Source organism: Kitasatospora sp. NPDC050463 (assembly GCF_040655255.1).
GTDB lineage: Bacteria > Actinomycetota > Actinomycetes > Streptomycetales > Streptomycetaceae > Kitasatospora.
In genome coordinates, this window is record NZ_JBFAJO010000024.1 from 24,283 (window position 1) to 44,205 (window position 19,923).

At 74.5% G+C, this 19,923-nt stretch carries 20 protein-coding genes; 16 read left to right on the forward strand and 4 right to left on the reverse strand.

What is annotated here, in order from left to right; genetic code table 11:
- Positions 1-159 precede the first annotated feature (159 nt).
- Both AB0J08_RS17340 and AB0J08_RS17345 read left to right on the forward strand, forming a co-directional pair.
- The gene (locus AB0J08_RS17340) at positions 160-1,449 is read left to right on the forward strand and encodes an MFS transporter (protein ID WP_360633998.1); all 1,290 of its coding nucleotides are present in this window, start codon (positions 160-162) and stop codon (positions 1,447-1,449) included.
- 154 nt (positions 1,450-1,603) lie between these two features.
- Positions 1,604-1,753: a hypothetical protein gene (locus tag AB0J08_RS17345; RefSeq protein WP_360634001.1), complete on the forward strand. Its 150-nt coding sequence runs from the start codon at positions 1,604-1,606 to the stop codon at positions 1,751-1,753.
- A 36-nt stretch (positions 1,754-1,789) separates the two neighbouring features.
- On the opposite strand, the gene AB0J08_RS17350 is transcribed toward AB0J08_RS17345, so the two are convergent.
- Together AB0J08_RS17350 and AB0J08_RS17355 are read right to left on the reverse strand one after the other, a co-directional pair.
- Positions 1,790-2,296: a DinB family protein gene (locus AB0J08_RS17350; RefSeq protein ID WP_360634004.1), complete on the reverse strand. Its 507-nt coding sequence runs from the start codon at positions 2,294-2,296 to the stop codon at positions 1,790-1,792.
- Between the two features lie 131 nt (positions 2,297-2,427).
- Positions 2,428-2,595, reverse strand: coding sequence for a hypothetical protein (locus AB0J08_RS17355; protein WP_360634007.1), 168 nt, complete (start codon positions 2,593-2,595; stop codon positions 2,428-2,430).
- A gap of 324 nt (positions 2,596-2,919) precedes the next feature.
- On the opposite strand from AB0J08_RS17355, the gene AB0J08_RS17360 reads away from it, so the two are divergent.
- The 6 genes from AB0J08_RS17360 (at position 2,920) to AB0J08_RS17385 (ending at position 14,159) form a co-directional block, all read left to right on the forward strand.
- Positions 2,920-5,070 (forward strand): phosphatase PAP2 family protein, encoded by a 2,151-nt coding sequence (locus tag AB0J08_RS17360; protein WP_360634010.1) that lies wholly within the window; start codon positions 2,920-2,922, stop codon positions 5,068-5,070.
- A 101-nt stretch (positions 5,071-5,171) separates the two neighbouring features.
- The gene (locus tag AB0J08_RS17365) at positions 5,172-6,182 is read left to right on the forward strand and encodes a PHP domain-containing protein (RefSeq protein WP_360634013.1); all 1,011 of its coding nucleotides are present in this window, start codon (positions 5,172-5,174) and stop codon (positions 6,180-6,182) included.
- A gap of 164 nt (positions 6,183-6,346) precedes the next feature.
- Positions 6,347-8,134: a thiamine pyrophosphate-requiring protein gene (locus tag AB0J08_RS17370; RefSeq protein WP_360634016.1), complete on the forward strand. Its 1,788-nt coding sequence runs from the start codon at positions 6,347-6,349 to the stop codon at positions 8,132-8,134.
- Between the two features lie 3 nt (positions 8,135-8,137).
- On the forward strand, positions 8,138-11,206 hold the full coding sequence (locus tag AB0J08_RS17375) for an FAD-linked oxidase C-terminal domain-containing protein (protein WP_360634019.1): 3,069 nt from the start codon (positions 8,138-8,140) through the stop codon (positions 11,204-11,206).
- 26 nt (positions 11,207-11,232) lie between these two features.
- Positions 11,233-12,321 (forward strand): enolase C-terminal domain-like protein, encoded by a 1,089-nt coding sequence (locus AB0J08_RS17380; protein WP_360634274.1) that lies wholly within the window; start codon positions 11,233-11,235, stop codon positions 12,319-12,321.
- Between the two features lie 83 nt (positions 12,322-12,404).
- A complete protein-coding gene (locus AB0J08_RS17385; protein WP_360634022.1) occupies positions 12,405-14,159 on the forward strand; it encodes a glycoside hydrolase family 15 protein in 1,755 nt (584 codons plus the stop codon).
- Positions 14,160-14,227: 68 nt separating this feature from the next.
- On the opposite strand, the gene AB0J08_RS17390 is transcribed toward AB0J08_RS17385, so the two are convergent.
- Together AB0J08_RS17390 and AB0J08_RS17395 are read right to left on the reverse strand one after the other, a co-directional pair.
- The gene (locus AB0J08_RS17390; RefSeq protein ID WP_360634025.1) at positions 14,228-14,410 is read right to left on the reverse strand and encodes a hypothetical protein; all 183 of its coding nucleotides are present in this window, start codon (positions 14,408-14,410) and stop codon (positions 14,228-14,230) included.
- A gap of 71 nt (positions 14,411-14,481) precedes the next feature.
- A complete protein-coding gene (locus AB0J08_RS17395; protein ID WP_360634028.1) occupies positions 14,482-15,420 on the reverse strand; it encodes a Rieske (2Fe-2S) protein in 939 nt (312 codons plus the stop codon).
- Between the two features lie 222 nt (positions 15,421-15,642).
- Here AB0J08_RS17395 and AB0J08_RS17400 point away from each other — a divergent pair, with 222 nt between their 5' ends.
- The 8 genes from AB0J08_RS17400 (at position 15,643) to AB0J08_RS17435 (ending at position 19,918) form a co-directional block, all read left to right on the forward strand.
- On the forward strand, positions 15,643-16,722 hold the full coding sequence (locus AB0J08_RS17400; protein WP_360634031.1) for an SDR family oxidoreductase: 1,080 nt from the start codon (positions 15,643-15,645) through the stop codon (positions 16,720-16,722).
- Between the two features lies 1 nt (position 16,723).
- Positions 16,724-17,047, forward strand: coding sequence for a plasmid stabilization protein (locus AB0J08_RS17405; RefSeq protein ID WP_360634034.1), 324 nt, complete (start codon positions 16,724-16,726; stop codon positions 17,045-17,047).
- Between the two features lie 375 nt (positions 17,048-17,422).
- Entirely contained in the window at positions 17,423-17,878 is a 456-nt protein-coding gene (locus tag AB0J08_RS17410; RefSeq protein WP_360634037.1) for a hypothetical protein, read from the forward strand.
- Positions 17,875-18,171, forward strand: a complete 297-nt coding sequence (locus AB0J08_RS17415) for a monovalent cation/H+ antiporter complex subunit F (RefSeq protein WP_360634040.1) — start codon at positions 17,875-17,877, stop codon at positions 18,169-18,171. Before AB0J08_RS17410 ends, AB0J08_RS17415 begins: the two co-directional genes overlap by 4 nt.
- Before the next feature lie 52 nt (positions 18,172-18,223).
- Entirely contained in the window at positions 18,224-18,526 is a 303-nt protein-coding gene (locus AB0J08_RS17420) for a monovalent cation/H(+) antiporter subunit G (RefSeq protein ID WP_360634043.1), read from the forward strand.
- Entirely contained in the window at positions 18,523-18,822 is a 300-nt protein-coding gene (locus tag AB0J08_RS17425; RefSeq protein ID WP_360634046.1) for a DUF4040 domain-containing protein, read from the forward strand. The genes AB0J08_RS17420 and AB0J08_RS17425 overlap by 4 nt, the downstream gene beginning before the upstream one ends.
- Positions 18,819-19,571, forward strand: coding sequence for an MnhB domain-containing protein (locus AB0J08_RS17430; RefSeq protein ID WP_360634049.1), 753 nt, complete (start codon positions 18,819-18,821; stop codon positions 19,569-19,571). The genes AB0J08_RS17425 and AB0J08_RS17430 overlap by 4 nt, the downstream gene beginning before the upstream one ends.
- Complete coding sequence (locus tag AB0J08_RS17435) at positions 19,571-19,918, forward strand: sodium:proton antiporter (protein ID WP_360634051.1); 348 nt, start codon at positions 19,571-19,573, stop codon at positions 19,916-19,918. Before AB0J08_RS17430 ends, AB0J08_RS17435 begins: the two co-directional genes overlap by 1 nt.
- The last annotated feature ends 5 nt before the right edge of the window (positions 19,919-19,923 follow it).

Consider the following 19,923-nt stretch of genomic DNA (forward strand, 5'->3'; position numbering starts at 1 on the left):
CGGTGCGGTCGTGTCTGGCCGGAAGTCGAGCGAAGAATTGGCAAAGGCTCCCTATCGCGCACGTCGCGAAGGGTCTTCCCCGCGCAGGCCCTGGGGTCAGCCGGAGACGGCCCGGGCCTTGCGGAGGGTGCCCGCGAGGGCGCTGTTAGCCTGTTCCGCATGATCGGGAAGAGCGCCGGACCGCGGATATCCAACTCGGCGGCGCCAAGCGGTCCTCAGCGTGCCCTCATCGTCGCGAGCTTCGTCAGCCGGGTGGGCAACGGACTGTTCAACACCGCTTCGGTGCTCTACTTCACGCTGGTGGTGCACCTGCCTGCCGCACAGGTCGGCCTGGGCCTCACGATCGCCGGGCTGGTCGGGCTGCTGGCCGGCATCCCGGCCGGGAACCTGGCCGACCGGTACGGGCCGCGGAAGGTCTGGCTGACGGCCCTCGTGATGCAGGCCGCGACGATGGCCGCCTTCGTCCTCATCCACGACTGGGTCACGTTCACGCTCATCGCCACCCTGGACCGACTGGCGGCGACGGCGGGCGGCGCCGCAGGCGGTGCGCTCATCGCCCGGACCGGCGGTGAACGCCCGGCCGCGTTCAGGGCGAGACTCCGCACCTTCGTCAACCTCGGCGTGGTCCTGGGCACCCTCGGCGCCGCCTTCGCCATCTCGGTCGACACCCGCATGGCCTACACCGTGCTCATCCTCGCCAACGCCGCCAGCTTCGCCTGCGCCGCCCTGATCGCCCTGATCGGCGTCCCCGACTACCAGCCCCTGCCCCGCCCCGAGGAGCACCACCGCTGGGCCGTGCTTTCCGACCGGCTGTTCGTGTCCTTCACCGCGCTCTACGGCGCCATGGGCCTGCAGTACCAGACCGTCTCCCTGCTCCTGCCGATCTGGCTCTCCGCCCACACCGACGCGCCCCGCTGGACGGTGGCCGCGGTCTACGCGGTCAACAGCGGGGTGTGCGTGCTGCTCCAGAGCAGGATCGGCTCCCGGGTGGAGACACCGCGCCAGGGCGGCCGGGCGTTCCGGGTCGCCGGGCTGCTCTTCCTGGTCAGCTGCCCCTTGATGGCCCTGACCGCGGACGTCCCGGCCTGGGTCGCGCCGGGGCTCGCCGTCCTCGCCGTCTGCGTGCACAGCCTCGGAGAGGTGTGGGAGTCCTCGGCCGGCTTCGCGCTCGGCTTCGGCCTCGCCCCCGACCACGCCCAGGGGCAGTACCAGGGCTTCTTCGGCATCGGCTTCGACGCCGGGCAGGCCCTGGCGCCGGTGGTCCTCACGACGGCGGTCCTCGGACTCGGCCACACGGGCTGGCTGCTGCTCGGCGTGTTCTTCGCGGCGCTGGGCGCGGCAGGCCCGCCGGTGGCCGCATGGGCGGAACGCACCCGCCGCCCCGGCCACGAAGCGGCCGGCGCGACACCCGGTCGGCCCGACGACGCCCTGCTTCCCGACACCGCATAGGGCCGAGACCGGGCGGGGTTCGCCCGCCGAGGGAGGCTCCGCAGACCGACACCGGCGAGCCGCGACGGGAGAGGTCGAGTACCTCTTCGACGACTCCGTCACCGCCCTCGACGAGACGGCCGACCACGTCACGGTCACCTTCGCCGGCGGACTCGTGCGGGACTACGACCTGGTCATCGGCGCGGACGGCCTGCGCTCCGTCACCCGCGCGCTGGCCTTCGGCGACGACGAGTCCCGGTTCATCCACGACCTGGGGCACTACGTCTCCGTCGTCAGCGTCCCCCACCACCTGGGCCTCCTGTGAACGGCCGAACCATCACGACCGCACCCGGCCCTGGTCCTAGTCGCCGGTCGTGCCGTCGAGCAGCTCGCGCAGGATGTCCAGGTGGCCGTTGTGGCGGGCCGTCTCCTCGGTGAGGTGGAGGAGGATCCAGCGCAGGTCGACGTGGAGGCCGTCGCGGACGGCTCGCCGGGCCCGGTCGTCCAGGCCGTTCCCGGCGACCAGCTCGCGGTAGCGGGCGCTCTGTTCGGCGTACTCGTCGAGCAACTGCGTGAGCGGGAAGTCGACGGCGATCCGCATCTCGCGGTCGGGGTCCTCCTCGGTCCAGGGGCCGTGGTCCTCCTCGCCGAGGAAGACCACCTGGAACCAGTAGTACTCGACCCAGCGGAGGTGGTTGATCACTCCGCTCATGGTCATCAGCGGTGAGCCCGGCAGGAGCGCCTTGCGGGCGTTCTCCGCGGAGACGCCCTCGCACTTGGCGCGGGCGGTGTCACGTGTGTAGTCGAGGAACGTGGTGAGCTGGGTGCGCTCGTCCCACGCGGGCGGTGTGTCGTCGATTCTGGTCATCACGCGAAGCGTCCCCGATCACCGTGACCGATGTCGAGCCATTAATCGCCGGGCCGTCGCGTGGCCGCACCCGGTCCCGACCTGGCCGAGACCAGCTCGGGTCCGGGTCGGGTCCGGGTCGGGACCGGGTGTCAGGGCGCCTGGGTATCGGCCGCCGGCGGTTCGGGTTCATCGTCGTCCTCGGCCTTGGCCCGGACGTCCTTCGGGGTCGGTGACGTGATGTTCCGCTGCTCCGCGGACCGCTCCCGCACCTGATCCTCGTCGCGCCGCGCGGTGTCCTGCTCGTCGGGAGTGCTCATGGCGTCGCCCTCGTTTCCCGGTCGTGGTTCGGACTGGTCGTTCGTGGCATCGGCGGCCCCCAGGGGCTCCGGGTGCGGCCGGCCCCCGGACCGGGCCGCGGAGGCGTCCGCCGCAGGGGCGCGGCGGCAGGCCCGACGTCGGGCCCGGCTTCCGGTCCTCGTCCGGGTGCGCCGCAGCGCCTACCCGGAACGTCGGCGGGTAACGCGCCCGGCGACCCGCCCGGGTGAAGCGCCGGGCGGATCCTCGCCACCCGGCGCGTTACAACGCACCCGCCCGGGGCACCCGACCCGGTAGCGGCGTACGGAGCCGGGAGGTGGGCGTTGATGGAGGTCCCGGCGACCCGGAAGTCCGCCGGCCGCTCAGCCGTCGCGAAGTCCCGCACCGCCGTCCGTCGGTACGGGCCGCTCTGTTGCAGGCTGCTGGCTCTGGGCACGGCGGCGGCCGTCACCTGGCACGCCCTCGGGCGTCCGGCTCAGCGACGGCGCGTCGAAGCGCTCGCCACCGGTAGGGAGAACCCCGTCGCGGGCGCGGTCCTCCGTGCGCTCGGCCCGGGAGAGACCGTGCCGCGCATCGTGCTGCTGCTTGCGGCGCTCGCCGCGGTCGCCGCCGCCGGCGCGCTGGTGGCCCGCAACCTGCCGGCCGCGGTGCCGCGTCCCGATGCGGCCGCCCGACGCACCGCGCCTCGGCCGCGCCGCCCCGGCGGCCCGGCCCCCGGCCCGCCCGGGAACGGCCGCCCGACCGCACCGCCCGCCGGCGAACGACCCGACGCGGCATCGCTGTCGTACTGGATCGCCCCGCTGGGACCGAGCGCCGTCCTGATCAGCGCCGATCTGCGAGGCTACGCCGTCGACGCCGTACTGGCCCTGTCCTGCCTGGCGCTCGTCCTGACCGAGTTCCTGGCCACCGGCCGTCGGCGGCCCGGGGGGCCGGCGCTCGGGGCCGCGATCGCCGTCCAGCCGGCGTTGCTGCTGTTCCTGGTGCCCGCCTGGCGGTGGCGCGGACGGCGCCCGGCACTCGTCGCCCTCACGACCGCCCTGACGCTCGGTGGCGCGGCCCTCGTGCTCCGCCCCTCCGCGACGGTCGCGGCCTGGCACCACCTCGCGGAGCCGGTCACGGACCCGGAGAACAGGTCCGCGCTCGGTCTGCTGGTGCGGCTCGGCCTCCACGGGGTGCCGCTGTCGTGTGTCTGGGCGGCCGTGGCACTCGCCGTCGGCGGGCTCGCGGTCCGCCGTTGTGCGCGCTACCACGGCGACGGACAGGTGCTGCTGTCCCTGGCCGTGGTCGGCTGTGCGAGCGTCCTGCTGTCGGCGGTCGCTCTTCCGTCCGACCTCGGCTGGCTGCTGCTGGCAGCTCTGGGACGGCTGAGGCCGCGCCCGGAGGAGCGGCCGCTGTGGCCGGTCGCCACGGCGACGGCGGTACTGCTGCCGGCCGGACTGCTGGCGCCCCGTCCCGACCCGGTGACCAGCGCCCTGCTCCGGGGCGCCGGCACGCTGTTCGCCGCCGGGGCGGCCGCCGTGCTGCCGTTCCGCCTGCGCGACGACCCGCTCTGGCAGGTGCGGCGGGCGCCCGGGCCGGCCGGCCGCCGGCCGTTCGGACGTCCCTTCCTGCCGCTCCTGCCGCCGCGGCTGCGACCGGTCAGCCGACCCGACCTGCTGCTCGAACTGCTGCTGATCCAGGTCTGCTACGGCATCTACTCCTTCATCCGCAACGCACCCCCGAATCGCAACGCGACCGCCGTCGAGAACGCGGAGCAGCTGCTGCACCTGGAACAGCTGCTGCACGTGGACGCGGAAGGCGCCGTCAACCGCTGGGTCCGGGGCCACGCGTGGCTGATGGACCTGATGCTCGACTACTACCACGTCCTGCACTTCGCGATACCGCTGGCCGTCCTGGGCTGGCTCTACGTGACCCGGCCCGTGCACTACCGCACCGGCCGTACCGTGCTGTTCGTCACCACCGGGCTGGCCCTGGTCGGCTACTGGGGACTTCCACTCGCCCCGCCCCGGCTCACCCCCGGGCTCGGGCTGCGGGACGCTCCCGGCGCCGCCGGTCCGGACGTCGAGCCGGGCGGCGTGGTCACGGCGTTGACCAACCAGTACGCCGCGATGCCCTCCCTGCACATCGGCTGGTCCCTCTGGTGCACCACCGTCGTCGTCACCGCCACCCGGATCCCGTGGGTCCGCCTCGCGGCGGTGCTCTACCCGGCGGCCACCCTGCTGGTGGTGATGGGTACCGCCAACCACTGGCTCCTCGACGGGGTGGCGGGGGCGCTCCTGGTCGCCGCCGGGTGCCTGGTCCAGTACGTCCTGACCGGTCGCCGCCTGGTGGACTCCGGGCGCCGCCCGGGCCACGCCCGGGCCGGACCGGCTCCCCGCCGGCCCGGCCCACGGCCGAGGGTCGCGCGCCCCGGCCCGTCCCGCCGTCCCGACTCCTCCGGCGCGCCCGGTCCTGACCGTGGACCCGGAGGGCGGTGACCACCGCCCGGGCCGCCGCCGCCCGATCGCCCGGAAACCAGACGAACGCCGCGGACCGACGCAGCCGCGCGGACCGGTGGGACCTGGCGAACACTGGAGGAATGGAACCGGTCGAGGCACTGCGCCGCGTCGCCTTCCTGCTGGAGTGGAAGGACGCGTCACCGTACCGGGTCCGCGCCTTCCACACGGCGGCCGACGCGGCTCGCGCCCTGCCGTCCGGCCCGGTGGACGCGGAGCGGGCCCGCCGGCTGCGCGGCGTCGGCCCGGTCACCGCGGAGGTGATCGCCCAGGCCTCGGCCGGCGAGGTGCCCGCGTACCTCGCACGTCTGGAGGCGGAGGCCGGTCCGGCCGCCGGGGAAGGCTGGAGACTGCTGGCCGCCACCCAGGGCGATTGCCACGTCCACTCGGACTGGTCCGACGGTGGCAGCCCGATCGAGGAGATGGCGGACAGCGCCCGCGCGGTCGGACACCGGTGGACCGTGCTGACCGACCACTCCCCGCGCCTGACGATCGCCCACGGCCTCAGCCCCGACCGCCTCCGGCTCCAACTGGAGGCGGTGGCGGCTTACAACGCACGACCGGGGCCCTTCCGCCTGCTGTCCGGAATCGAGTGCGACATCCTCGACGACGGCTCGCTCGACCAGGAGGAGGAGCTGCTCGACCGGCTCGACGTCGTGGTGGCCTCGGTCCACTCGAAACTGCGCTCGGAACCCGGGCCGATGACCGCCCGGATGCTCGCGGCGGTGAGCAGTCCGCGGGTCGACGTCCTCGGGCACTGCACGGGCCGCATCGTCACCGGTCGTGGCAGACCGCAGTCCCGCTTCGACGCCGGCGCCGTCTTCGCCGCCTGCGCCGAGCACGGGACGGCCGTGGAGATCAACTGCCGTCCCGAGCGGCGCGACCCGCCCGACGAACTGCTGCACCTGGCGGTGGAGGCGGGCTGCCTGTTCGCCGTGGACACCGACGCCCATGCTCCCGAGCAACTGCACTGGCAGTCCTCCGGTTGTGCCCGGGCGGCGCGAGCCGGGCTGTCGTCGGACCGGCTGGTCACCACGTGGCCCCTGGACCGGCTGCTCGACTGGACCGACCGCACCCCGGCCGGACGCCGGTGACGCCGCCGGTTACCCCGCCGGTGACGCCGGGGCCGGTTTCATCGCGGCACCAGCGGTTAGCCGTATCTGTGCCCGAGGCGCGCCCGAAGTGCCCAAGGGGCCCGAAGTACCAGAAGTGCCCGAGATACCCGAAGTGCCCGAACCGCACAGGGAGGAGTTGGGTCATGAAGGTTTCCGACTACGTACTCGAGCGGCTCCGTGACTGGGAGGTCGAGTACGTCTTCGCCTACCCCGGTGACGGCATCAACGGGCTGCTCGCGGCCTGGGGCCGCGCCGACGACCGGCCGAGGTTCGTCCAGGCGAGGCACGAGGAGATGGCCGCCTTCGAGGCCGTCGGGTACGCGAAGTTCTCCGGCCGGACCGGAGTGTGCGCGGCCACCTCCGGTCCGGGCGCGATCCACCTGCTGAACGGCCTGTACGACGCCAAGCTCGACCACGTCCCGGTGGTCGCCGTCGTCGGGCAGACCGACCGCTCCGCGATGGGCGGCTCCTACCAGCAGGAAGTCGACCTACTGACCCTCTACAAGGACGTGGCCTCGGAGTTCTGCGAGATGGTCACCGTCCCGGCCCAGCTGCCGAACGTGTTGGACCGCGCCCTGCGGGTCGCCGCGACCCGGCGCACGGTCACCGCGGTGATCATCCCGGCCGATGTGCAGGAACTCGACTACGAGCCCCCGGCGCACGCGTTCAAGCAGGTCCCCTCCAGCCTCGGCGTGCCCCGCTACGCCCCGGTGCCGGTGCAGGAGGAGCTCGCGCGGGCGGCGGAGGTCCTCAACGCCGGCGAGAAGGTCGCGATGCTGATCGGGCAGGGCGCCCGCTCGGCCCGGCCCGAGGTCGAGCAGGTCGCCGACCTGCTCGGTGCCGGTGTGGCGAAAGCGCTGCTCGGCAAGGACGCGCTGCCCGACACCCTGACGTACGTGACCGGCTCGATCGGCCTGCTCGGCACCCGCCCGTCCTACGAGATGATGCGGGACTGCGACACGCTCCTGGTGGTGGGTTCGAGCTTCCCCTACACCCAGTTCCTGCCCGAGTTCGGCCAGGCACGGGCGGTGCAGATCGACATCGACCCGGCCATGGTCGGGCTGCGCTACCCGTTCGAGGTCAATCTCGTCGGCGACGCCGGCCAGGCGCTGCGCCGGTTGATTCCGCTGCTGGAACGCAAGGCGGACGGCGCGTGGCGCAAGACGGTGGAGGAGAACGCGGCACGCTGGTGGGAGGTCATGCGGCGCCGCGCCGAGGTGTCCGCGGACCCGGTCAACCCCGAACACGTCGTCCACACCCTCGACGCGCTGCTGCCCGACAACGCGATCCTGGCCGCGGACTCCGGCTCCGCGGCGAACTGGTACGCACGGCACCTGCGGATGCGCGGCGACATGCGCGGCTCGCTGTCGGGGACGCTGGCGACCATGGGGCCGGGTGTGCCGTACGTGATCGGCGCGAAGTTCGCGCACCCCGACCGGCCGGCGATCGCGATCGTGGGCGACGGCGCCATGCAGATGAACGGCCTCGCCGAGCTGATCACCGCCGCGAAGTACTACCGGGAGTGGGCCGACCCGCGGATGGTCGTCGCCGTCCTGAACAACCACGACCTGAATCAGGTCACCTGGGAGATGCGCGCGATGCAGGGCGCGCCGCAGTTCGAAGCGTCCCAGAGCCTGCCCGACGTGCGCTACGCCGACATCGCCCGGACCTTCGGCCTCGACGGAGTGCGGGTGGAGCGCCCCGAGGACGTGGAGCCGGCGTGGCGTCAGGCACTGGCCGCGGACCGGCCGTTCGTCATCGACTTCCGCACCGATCCGGCCGTGCCGCCGATCCCGCCGCACGCTCCCTGGGACCAGATCAAGGCCGCCGCCTCCGCCGTCCTGCACGGCGACAGCGACCGGACGTCGGTCGTCCGGCAGGGCGTGAAGGCGAAGATCCAGGAGTTCCTGCCCGGCAACGGACGGAGCTGACCGATGTCCGGCCGCCCTGAACTCGACCTCGCCGCACTCGAACGGGCCCTGCGCGCCGAGGTGGACGGCGAGGTCCGCTTCGACGCGGGCAGCCGCGGCGCCTACGCCACCGACGCCTCCAACTACCGTCAGGTCCCCATCGGCGTGGTCCTGCCCCGCACCGTGGAGGCCGGCGCCGTCGCGGTCGGCGTCTGCTCCCGGTTCGCCGCCCCGGTACTCTCGCGCGGAGGCGGTACCAGCCTCGGGGGGCAGGGCACCAACGAGGCGGTGGTCATCGACTGGACCAAGTACTGCGACCAGCTGCTCTCGGTGGATCCCGAGGCACGGACCTGTGTGGTCGAGCCGGGCATCGTCCTGGACGAGCTCAACCGCCGACTCGCCTCGCACGGCCTGAAGTTCGGCCCGAAGCCGTCCACCCACAGCCACTGCGCGCTGGGCGGCATGATCGGCAACAACAGCTGCGGAGCATCCGCCCAGGCCTATGGCAAGACCGCCGACAACGTCCGCCGTCTCGAAGTCCTCACCTACGAGGGCACCCGGTTCTGGGCGGGCCCGACCGGCGAGGACGAGTACGCCCGGATCGTGGCCGCCGGCGGGCCGAGGGCGAGGCTCTACCGGGGGCTACGGGACATCACCGGCGCCCACCTGGCCGAGATCCGGCGCGGCTACCCGAAGATCCCGCGCCGGGTCTCGGGCTACAACCTGGACTCCCTGCTGCCGGAGCGCGGCTTCGACGTGGCCCGCGCCCTGGTGGGCAGCGAGGGAACGCTGGTGACCGTCCTGCGGGCCGAGCTGGAGCTGGTCGAGGTGCCGGCCGCGGAGGCCCTGCTGGTCCTGGGCTTCGACGACATCTACCGGGCCGCCGACGCCGTCCCCGAGCTGCTCGAACACGGCCGCCCCACCCAACTGGAGGCCATCGACGGGCGGATGGCGCAGCTGATGCGCGAGGAGCGGGCCTACCTGGACTCGCTGGAGAGTCTGCCCGAGGGCGACAGCTGGCTGCTGGTCCAGTTCACCGGCGCCACCAGGCAGGAGGCCGACGCGCAGGCGTACGAGCTGCTGCGGTCGCTGGGCCGCGCCGAGGACGACCCGCGGGTGGCGCTCTCCGACGACCCGGCGCGCGAGCAGGAGATGCTCAGGGCCCGGGAGGCGGGACTCGGCGTGACGGCCCGGCCGCCGGACGGCTCCGAGACGTGGGAGGGCTGGGAGGACTCCGCGGTCGCCCCGGAGAAGCTCGGCGACTACCTGCGCGACCTGGAGCGACTCTTCGACCGGTACGGCTACCAACAGGCCTCCCTGTACGGGCACTTCGGGCAGGGCTGCGTCCACACCCGGATCCCGTTCGAGCTGCGCGCGGGCAAGGGCGTCGAGGAGTTCAGGGCGTTCCTGTTCGACGCGGCCGACCTCGTCGCCTCCTACGGCGGTTCACTGTCGGGCGAACACGGTGACGGGCAGGCCCGCGGCGAACTGCTGCCGCGGATGTTCGGGCAGCCCCTGGTCGACGCGATGGGCGAGGTCAAGGCGCTGTTCGACCCGGGCGACCGGATGAACCCCGGCAAGGTGGTCCACCCCCGCCGCGTGGACGAGAACCTGCGCCTGGGCGCCGCGTGGCGGCCCGAGCCGAAGCAGACGCACTTCGGGTACCCGGACGACGGCAACGACTTCGGCCGGGCGGTGCTGCGCTGCGTGGGCATCGGCAACTGCCGCACCCACCAGGGCGGGGTGATGTGCCCGTCCTACCGGGCCACCGGCGAGGAGGAGCACTCCACCCGCGGCCGGGCCCGGCTGCTGTTCGAGATGCTCGGCGGCCACGAGGACTCCCCCGTCACCGGCGGCTGGCGCTCCACCGAGGTCCGCGACGCCCTCGACCTGTGCCTGGCCTGCAAGGGCTGCAAGTCCGACTGCCCGGTCGGGGTCGACATGGCCACCTACAAGGCCGAGTTCCTCGCCCACCACTACCAGGGCCGGCTGCGCCCTCCCGCCCACTACGCCATGGGCTGGCTCCCCCTGTGGACACACCTGACCCGGACGCTGGCGGCGCCGGGCCTGGCCAACGCCGCCCTGCACGCGCCGGCCCTGGGCCGGATCGGGAAGGCACTGGCCGGCATCGACCCCCGCCGCGACGCACCGCTGTTCGCCGCCGAGTCGTTCCAGGAGACCTGGCACCGGACCGGCGGGCCTCAGCCCGATCCGCGCGATCCGCGCACCGTGCTGCTGTGGCCGGACACCTTCACCAACCACTTCCACCCGCACGTCGCGGACGCCGCGGTCCACGTCCTGGAGGACGCCGGCTTCCAGGTCGCGGTGCCGGCCGGTCCGGTCTGCTGCGGTCTGACGTGGATCTCCACCGGCCAGCTCGCGACCGCCCGCCGCGTCCTCGGGCGCACCACGCGCGTGCTGCGACCGTGGCTGGAGGCCGGCACCCCGATCATCGGGCTCGAACCCTCGTGCACCGCGGTCTTCCGCAGCGATGCCCCCGACCTGCTCGCCGGGGACCAGGACATCGCGCGTCTGGCCGCGCAGACGCGCACCTTCGCCGAACACCTCGCCAACCACGCGCCCGACGGCTGGCAACCGCCCCGGGCCGGCCGGGCGGCCACCGTACAGGTCCACTGCCACCAGCACGCCGTCCTCGGCACCGATCCGGACCGTGAACTGATGCGCCGCGCCGGCCTGGACGCGAACGTGCTCGACGAGGGCTGCTGCGGCCTGGCTGGCAACTTCGGCTTCGAGCAAGGGCACTACGACCTGTCGCGGGCCATCGCCGAGCAGGGCGTCCTGCCGGCCGTCCGCGACACCGCCCCCAGCGCCTTCGTCCTGGCCGACGGCTTCAGCTGCCGCACCCAGATCGACCAGGCCGCCACCGGCCGCCGGGCCCTGCACCTGGCCGAAGCCCTCGCCCTGGCACTGGACGGACCACCACCCGCCGACCACCCGGAGAAGGCGACCCCGCGACCACGGCCCCGTCCCCTGGCGGCCGGTCTGCTGACCGCAGGCGTCGCGGGCACGCTGACCGGCCTGGCGGCGGTCGCCGTCCTCGCCACCCGGCGCCGCCTGGCCAGGAGGGGGTGACCGCCGTGCGGACCGCCGCCGCCCCGATGGTCGAGGCCCTCCAGGTGCAGGTCCTCGACTTCCCCACCGACGCCCCGGAGGCCGACGGCACCCTCGCCTGGGACTCCACCACCATGGTCCTCGTCCAGGCCCGCAGCCAGGCCGTCACCGGCCTCGGCTGGACCTACGGCGCCCCCGCCACCGCCCGGGTGATCGCCGGGCAACTCCACGACATCGTCGTCGGCCGCCCCGCGTTCGACGTCCCCGCGGCCAACGAGGCGATGAGCCGCGCGATGCGCAACGCCGGCCGGCCCGGGCTGATCGCCGGCGCCGTCTCCGCGATCGACATCGCCCTGTGGGACCTCAAGGCCCGCCTCCTCGACCTCCCCCTCATCGACCTGCTCGGCGCCGCCCACCACGACGTCCCGGTCTACGGCAGCGGCGGCTTCACCACCTACACCGACCGGCGACTCGCCGAGCAGCTCGCGGGCTGGGCCGACCAGGGGATCGACCGCTTCAAGATCAAGATCGGGGAGAGCCGGGGCACCCGCGAACGGCGCGACCTGGACCGCGTGGAGCAGGCCCGGCAGGTGGTCGGTGACGACGCCGAGCTGTACGTCGACGCGAACGGGGCCTACACCCGCAAACAGGCCGTCCGCGTCGGACGGGCACTGGCCGGCCCGGGGGTCGGCTGGTTCGAGGAACCCGTCTCCTCCGACGACCTCACCGGCCTGGCCCACGTCCGCGACGCCGTCACCGCGGACGTCGCGGCCGGCGAATACGGCTACGACCTGCCCTACTTCGCCCGGATGGCCCCGTCCGTGGACTGCTTGCAGGCGGACGCCACCCGCTGCGGCGGCATCACGGTCTGGCTGCGCGCCGCCGCCCTCGCCCAGGCGCACGGCCTCCAACTGTCCGGGCACTGCGCCCCGCACGTCCACGCCCACCCGGCCGCGGCCACCGCCAACCTGCGCCACCTGGAGTGGTTCCACGACCACGTCCGCATCGAGGACCTCCTCTTCGACGGGGCCCTCGACCCGGACGGCGGATCGGTGAGCCCGGGCCGGAGCGGGGAGCCCGGCCTCGGCCTGACCGTCCGGTCCGAGGTGGCGCAGCGCTTCCGTGTCCACGCCTGAGAACGACCGGCCCGCCCCCGACGGCGCCGGTCGGCGCCACCCCGCGCACTCAGACGCAGCCCCGCACCGAGGGAGGCAAGACCTTGACCGGATCCGCCGACGGCCCGCCCGCTCCCCATGCCCTGCGCGACTACGCCCTGCTCGCGGACGGCGAGCGCGGCGCCCTGGTCGGACCGCGTGGCGACATCGTGTGGCTGTGCGCACCCGCCTGGGACAGCGACGCCGTCTTCGCCGCCCTGATCGGCGGGCCCGGCTGGTACAGCGTCACTCCCGCCGAACCGTTCGTCTGGGGCGGCTACTACGAGAGCGGCAGCCTCATCTGGCGCAGCCGCTGGATCACCACCAGCGGCATCGTCGAGTGCCGCGAAGCCCTCGCCCACCCCGGCGACCCGCACCGCGCGGTGGTCGTGCGCCGGGTCCTGGCCGTCGACGGCGACACCCGCGTCGACGTCCACCTGCAGCCGGCGCCCGGCTTCGGCGCGCACCGACTGCGCGAGGTCCAACGGGACGAGCAGGGCAGGTGGACGGCGCGGGCCGGCGGACTGCACCTGCGCTGGAGCGGCGCACCGGACGCCCACCGAGGCGGTTCGGCGCTGTCCGCCGCCCTGCGCCTGAAGGACGGCGAGCACCACGACCTGGTCCTGGAGATCTCCGACCGGCCCCTGCCCGCACCCGAGCCGGCCGAAGGACTGTGGCGGGCGACCGAAGCGGCCTGGGCCGCCCGCGTGCCCGACCTCGCGCACACCCTGGGCCGCCGCGATGCCCGGCACGCCTACACCGTCCTGACCGGGCTGACCGGTCCCGGCGGCGGGACGGTCGCCGCCGCCACCACCAGCCTGCCCGAACGCGCCGAGCAGGGCCGCAACTACGACTACCGGTACGTGTGGATCCGCGACCAGGCCTACATCGGCCAGGCCGTCGCCGCCGCCGGGCCGTACCCGCTGCTGGACGACTCCGTGCGGTACGTCACCGCCCGCCTGCTCGAACACGGCCCCGCGCTCGCCCCCGCCTACACCGCCACCGGTGCCGCGGTGCCCGACCAGCGCCCCCTCGACCTGCCCGGCTACCCCGGCGGTTTCGACGTCGTCGGCAACCACGTCAACCGCCAGTTCCAGCTCGACGTGTTCGGCGAGAGCCTGCTGCTGCTCGCCGCCGCCGCCCGCCACGACCGGCTCGACTCCGACGGCCGGCGCGCCGCGCTCACCGCCGCCGACGCGATCGCCGCCCGGCACGGCGAGCCGGACGCCGGGATCTGGGAACTGCACGACGACCGGTGGGCGCACAGCCGCCTGATCTGCGCGGCCGGTCTGCGCGCGATCGCCGCCGCGGCGCCCCGGGCCGACGGCGGGCGCGCCGCCCGCTGGGAGGCGCTGGCGGACGCGATCGTGGCAGGCACCTCCGCCGACTGCCTGCACCCCACCGGGCGGTGGCAGCGCTCCCCGACCCGGGCCGGCGTGGACGCGTCCCTCCTGCTGCCCGCCGTCCGCGGCGCCCTGCCCGCCGACGACCCCCGCAGCACCGCCACCCTGCGCGCGGTGCGCGCCGACCTCGTGCAGGACCACTACGTCTACCGGTTCCGCCACGACCGGCGGCCGCTCCAGGACGCCGAGGGAGCGTTCCTGCTGTGCGGATTCGTGATGGCCCTGGCCGAGCACCAGCAGCACGACGACGGGCAGGCGCTGCGCTGGTTCGAACGCAACCGCGCCGCCTGCGGGCCGCCCGGCCTGTACGCGGAGGAGTTCGACGTCGCCCAGCGCCAACTTCGCGGCAACCTGCCCCAGGCCTTCGTCCACGCGCTGATGCTCGAAACCGCGGCCCGGCTCGCCCCCGGTCCCTGAGCGGGCCCCCGGACCGGTCGGCTTCCGGTGGCCCGCCGACGCGGTCCGGCGGTCGGGTACCGGCCGGGTCAGTCCGGCTCGGAGCTCTCCGGCCGCTCGGCGGCGTCCTGCTCGGGTTCGGGGCGGGGGCTCTCGTCCTCGTCCTGCCGGGCGCGTTCGATGTGCTCGGTGTTCTTCTCGTCGACCTCGTCCTTGAGGTGCGACAGGTCCTCGGACTTCCGGTGGGCTCGCGCACGGTCGAACTCGCTCAAGGGTCTGCCTTCCTGGGTCGGCCGCGGAGGACTGCGGCGGTGCGCCGGGCGGACGGGCGGGCCGGGCGCGCTCAGCCGGCGTCGGGCAGCCGCACCTGGAGGTTTCCGTCACCGTCCGTGCGGGTGGCGAAGCGCGGCTGCGGGGCGGTCGCCGGGCCGCCCACGTTCCAGCCGTCCGAGAGGCGGAAGACGCTCCCGTGCCAGGGACACGTCACACAACCGTCGGCGACCTCCCCCTGCGAGAGGGGACCGGAGGAGTGGCTGCAGCGATCGGCCAGGACGTGGAACACCTCCGAGGACTCCCGGACCACCAGCACCGGCACCTCGCCGACCATCCGACGCGCCGCCTCACCGACGGTGAAGTCGGCCACGCGCCCGAGGACGTGCCAGCCGGGCTCGATCAGGTGCGGGACGGGCTCCGCCTTGTTCGCGCCGGCCGCCTGCCGGTACGCGAGGTGGCCACCGATCGACGCGCCGCAGCCGGCCGCGGCCAGCCCGGCGAAGCCGAGAACCCGCCCCAGCCCGTCACGGCCGCGCGAACGGGCCACCCAGGACGCGCCGTACAGCCCGATCGCGGTCGCGACCGACGCGGCGTGCAGCAGACCCGTCCGCAGCTGCCGCTCGGGCTGCTCGGCCCAGTCGACCCAACCCGCCCACGCCGCCGGCGCGGCCGCGACGACACCGACCGCGACCAGTCGGCGCGCGGCACGCTCCGAGCCCGGCACGAGGTCGAGAACACCCGCCGACAGCCACGCACCCACCGGTACCTGCACGAGCGCCGGATGCAGCGGGTGCCCCAGCGGCCGGCCGTGCAACACCCCGCGCAACCGCCCCAACGGAAGGCCCTGGACGACACGCTTCAACGGCTCGACGACCACGTCGAGCTCCTCGGCCCCACCCACGGCGTCGAGCACCTTCAGCGCCCGGACACCGATATCACCGATACCACCGATACCGCCGTCGCCGTCCGACCGAGCAGCGGCGGTGAGGCGGGCAATGAGAGTTCCCATGGAGACCACGCTGCCCGCACTCCCGCGGCCGCGCGGGCCCGGCTGAGCCGAACGGCGTACCGGCGGGCGGCCACGGCACCGGGCGGCGCCGCAGCCGGCGTCGACCGCCTCCTCGCTCGCGTCCGGACGGGTTCACCGGCTCTCGACGCCCCGGCCCGGCGGCGCCCCGTCGCACGGCCGCCACGGCCGTTTCCGGCCGCCGATCGCGGGCACCCGCACCGCATGACACTTCACGAACCCGCCGTCCGGACCGTGGTGGTCACCGGGGCCAGCGCCGGCATCGGGCGCGCCTGCGTCGTGGCGTTCGCCGCCCGCGGGGACCGGCTCGCCCTGATCGCCCGCGGCAGGGCCGGCCTGGACGGGGCGGTGCGCGAGGCCGAGCGGGCCGGCGCCGCCGAGGTGATCGCCATCGAGACGGACGTCGCCGACCCGCGGGCCGTGGAGGAGGCCGCGCAGCGGGTCGAGGAGGAGCTCGGACCGATCGACGTGTGGGTCAACGACGCGTTCGCCACCGTCTTCGCCCCCTTCACCGAGATCACCCCCGAGGAGTTCCGGCACGTCACCGAGGTCAGCTACCTCGGCTACGTGTACGCCACCGGCGCCGCGCTGCGCCGCATGCTGCCCCGCGACTCGGGTGTGGTCGTGCAGGTCGGCTCGGCCATCGCCTACCGCGGCATACCCCTGCAGAGCGCCTACAGCGGCGCCAAGCACGCCATCCAGGGCTGGCACGAGGCGCTGCGCTGCGAACTGCTCGCCTCCGGCACCCGGGTGCACAGCACCATGGTGCAGATGCCGGCCGTGAACACTCCGCAGTTCGACTGGGTCCGCTCCCGGCTGCCCCGGCGCGCGCAGCCGGTGCCGCCGATCTACCAGCCCGAGGTCGCCGCCCGCGCCGTGCTGTACGCGGCCGACCACCCGGCGCGGCGCGAGTACTGGGTCGGAGCCAGCACGGTGGCCACCCTGGTCGCGAACGCACTCGTGCCGGGCCTGCTGGACCGCTACCTGGCCCGCACCGGCTTCGCCTCCCAGCAGACCGATGAGCACCGGCGCGCCGACGACCCCGACAACCTGTTCCAGCCGGTGGACTCGTGGCAGGACTTCGGAGCCCACGGCCGGTTCGACGACCGGGCCCGCGCCCGCAGCGTCCAGCAGCGAGCCGCCCAGCGTCTCGGCGCCCTCGCCGGCGGTGCGCGGTCCGCGGCCGGACGGGTGGGCGCGGGTTTGCCCCGGGCCCGGGCCGGGTTCGTCTCCCTGTTGCGGGGCGCCCGGGCCCGCAGCCACCCGACGAGTAGGAGTGAGTGACATGCCTCGCGGATCGTCTCCCAAGCGGGAACGCCAGTACGAGCACATCAAGGAGAGCGCGCAGGAGCGCGGCGAGAGCGAGCAGCGCGCCAAGGAGATCGCCGCCCGCACGGTGAACAAGGAACGGGCCCGGCACGGCGAGTCGAAGACCGCCAGTCGCAGCTCCGTCCAGGACATCTCCTCCTCCCGGCGCGGCGGCCTGCGCTCCCACAGCGGCTCGAAGGGCCCCACGAAGGAGCAGCTGTACAACGAGGCCAGGCAGCGCAACATCCACGGCCGCTCGAAGATGAACAAGAAGCAGCTCGAGAACGCCCTCGGCCGATAGGAACACTCATGGGCACCGTTCCCGTACCGCACGACCCCGACGTCGCTCCCCCACCGCCGCCCGGGCCCCCGCCGCCCCCCGTACCGCCGAAGCCGGCCGAGCCGCCGCGTCCGCCGGAGCCGACCCGGCCCCCGACGCCACCGGACCCGCCCGCGCCTCCCGGTTCGCCCACCCCGCCGCCCGAACCGCCCGCCCCACCCCGTCCGGGCGAACCCGTCGCACCGGAACCGGGACCGCATCCGCCGGAGCCGCCCGACTGAACAGGGACGCCCGGCAGCGCGGGCCCCGTGCGGGTGACGGTCGGTGACGCCACGGCGCATCGTGCGGCGGCCGACCACGGATCGTCGAACAATGACCTGAGCAGCAGGAGGTGCGGTGCACGCTGGTTTCGAGATCGCGGTGTGGTGCGCCGTGCTGCTCGGGCTGACGCTGGTGTCCATCAGCTCGGTGTCGCCGGTCGAGCTGGCGGTGGCCGGCGCCGCCGCGCTGGGCGGGGCGTTCGCGGCCCGCAGGATGCGCCTGGCCGCCGGCTCCGGTTTCCGGGGCGACCCCCGCCGCGCGGCGCGGGCGGTGGCGGCGGTGCCGTGGGCCGTCCTGCGCGGCCTGGCCGTCCTGGTGGCCGCCATGGCGCACCGCCCCGACGACGCGGCGGTACGGCACGTCCGCCTGAGGCCGGGGACGGACGCGGGCTGGGCCGGCGTCCTGCTGGCTGCCGCCCCGGACACCTGTGTGATCGACGTGCCGGGGAACGACGAGGTGGTGGTGCACGCCCTGCGCCCGGAGGCGGGGCCGGTGGAAGCGGCCGTCACCCGGCGGGACGGAAGCCGGTGAACGCGTGGGCCGCGGCCGCCCTGGTGCTGCTGACCGCGGCGGTGCCCGTCTGCCTGTGGGTGGTGGCGCGTGGGACCGCGGTGCGCCGCCTCGCCGGGGCCTCGCTGCTGTCGACCGTCGTCGGGGCGGTGTTCCTGCTGCTGCCGGAGGCCTACGACCGGTCCTCCTACCAGGACCTCGCGCTGATGCTGGCCGTCCTCGCGCCCGCCGGCACGCTGGTCTTCACCCGCTTCGTGGCCGGCCGGCCGCACGACCCGCGGCCGGCGTCCGACCCTTCCGGCACCCGGAGGTGACCGGTGGTCCGCCCGGCCACGGCCCGGGCCCACGGGAGAACGGGAGGGCCGGATGACGGCGCGCCACCTGATCGTGCTCGTGCTGCTGTGGTCCGGGGCGGCGTTCCTGCTGCTCTCCGCGCTGGCGATGCTGCGCCTTCGCGGGACGCTGATGCGGCTGCACGCCCTGACTCCCGCGTCCGTGGCCGGGATGCCGCTGATCGCCGCGGCCGTGGCCCTGGAGCAGGGGGTCGGGCGGGCGGCGGTCAAGACGCTCTTCATCGGTCTGCTCTTCGCCGCCGGGGGCACGGTCACCACGATCGCCATCGGCCGCGCCTCCCGGCAGGCCGAAGACACCGAGGAAGGAGCCTCGTGAACGAATGGCTGATCGGCGCCGCCCTCGCGTTCGTCGTCCTCGCCGCCACCGCGGCGGTGCTCACCCGCGACCCGGCCCGCCAGGCCGTCGTCCTGTCCGCGCTGGGCCTGGGCCTGGCGGTGCTGTTCGCCGTGCTGCAGGCCCCCGACGTGGCGCTGTCCCAGCTCGCGGTCGGCACCGCGCTGACCCCGCTGCTGATCCTGCTCAGCGTCCGCAAGGTCACCCGCCGTCCCACCGGCACCGGCAAGCCCGGCACCGACGACCCACACAAGGGCGCCGGGGAGGAGGCGGGGTGACGGCGCGCGCCCGTCTGGTGATGTTCTCGGTCGCCGCCACCGTGATCGCCGCGTTCTTCGTCGCCGCCTGCGCCCGGCTGCCGACGTTCGGAACACCCGACCACCCCTACGGCGACCGGGCGGTGGCGGCGGCGCTGACCCACCGGACCGCCAACGTCGTCTCCTCCGTCAACTTCGACATCCGCGCCTTCGACACCCTGGGCGAGGAGTCGATCCTGTTCGGCACCGTCCTCGGCGCCACCCTGCTGCTGCGCCGGGCCCGCGACGAACGCCACCGCCGCGCCGAGGCCGAACGCGCCGCGCCCACCACCCGCCTGTTCGGCGCGCTGCTGCTCCCGGTCACCCTGGTCGTGGGCGTGTACATCGTCGCGCACGGGCAGCTCAGCCCCGGCGGCGGCTTCCAGGGCGGCGTCGTGCTGGCCACCGCCCTGCACCTGGCCTACGTCGCCGCCGACTACCGTGCCCTGAAGCGGCTCCGCCCGCTGACCGTCCTGGACGTCGCGGACTCCCTCGCCGCCGCCTCCTTCAGCCTCGTGGGACTCGCCGGCCTGATCGCCGGCGGCGCCTTCCTGGCGAACGTGCTGCCACTGGGCACCTTCAACGAGATCACCTCGGGCGGCACCGTCCCGGTGCTCAACGCCGCCGTCGGCGTCGAGGTCGCCTCCGGCCTGATCGCCCTGCTCGCCCACTTCCTCGACCAGGCCGTCGAACTCACCGACCCCGACGACCACAAGACCGGAGAACGCTGATGGGCGTCTGGCCCTACCTCGCCGCCGGATGGGTGCTGCTCATCGCCCTCTACGGCCTCGTCACCAGCCGCAACCTCATCCACGCCATCGGCTGCCTGGCCGTCGCCCAGTCCTCCACCTACCTGCTGCTCCTGGCCGTCGGCTACCGCGCAGACGCGACCGCCCCCGTCTACTCCGACCTCACGCCCGGCGCCCGCCCCGTCGTCGACCCCGTCGTCCAGGCCCTGGCCCTGACCGACGTGGTGGTCGGCGCCACCGTCACCGCACTGCTGCTCGCCCTGACCGTCCAGCTGCGCAAACGCCACCACACCGTCGACCCGCAGGCCCTCACCGGTCTGAAGGGCTGACCGGC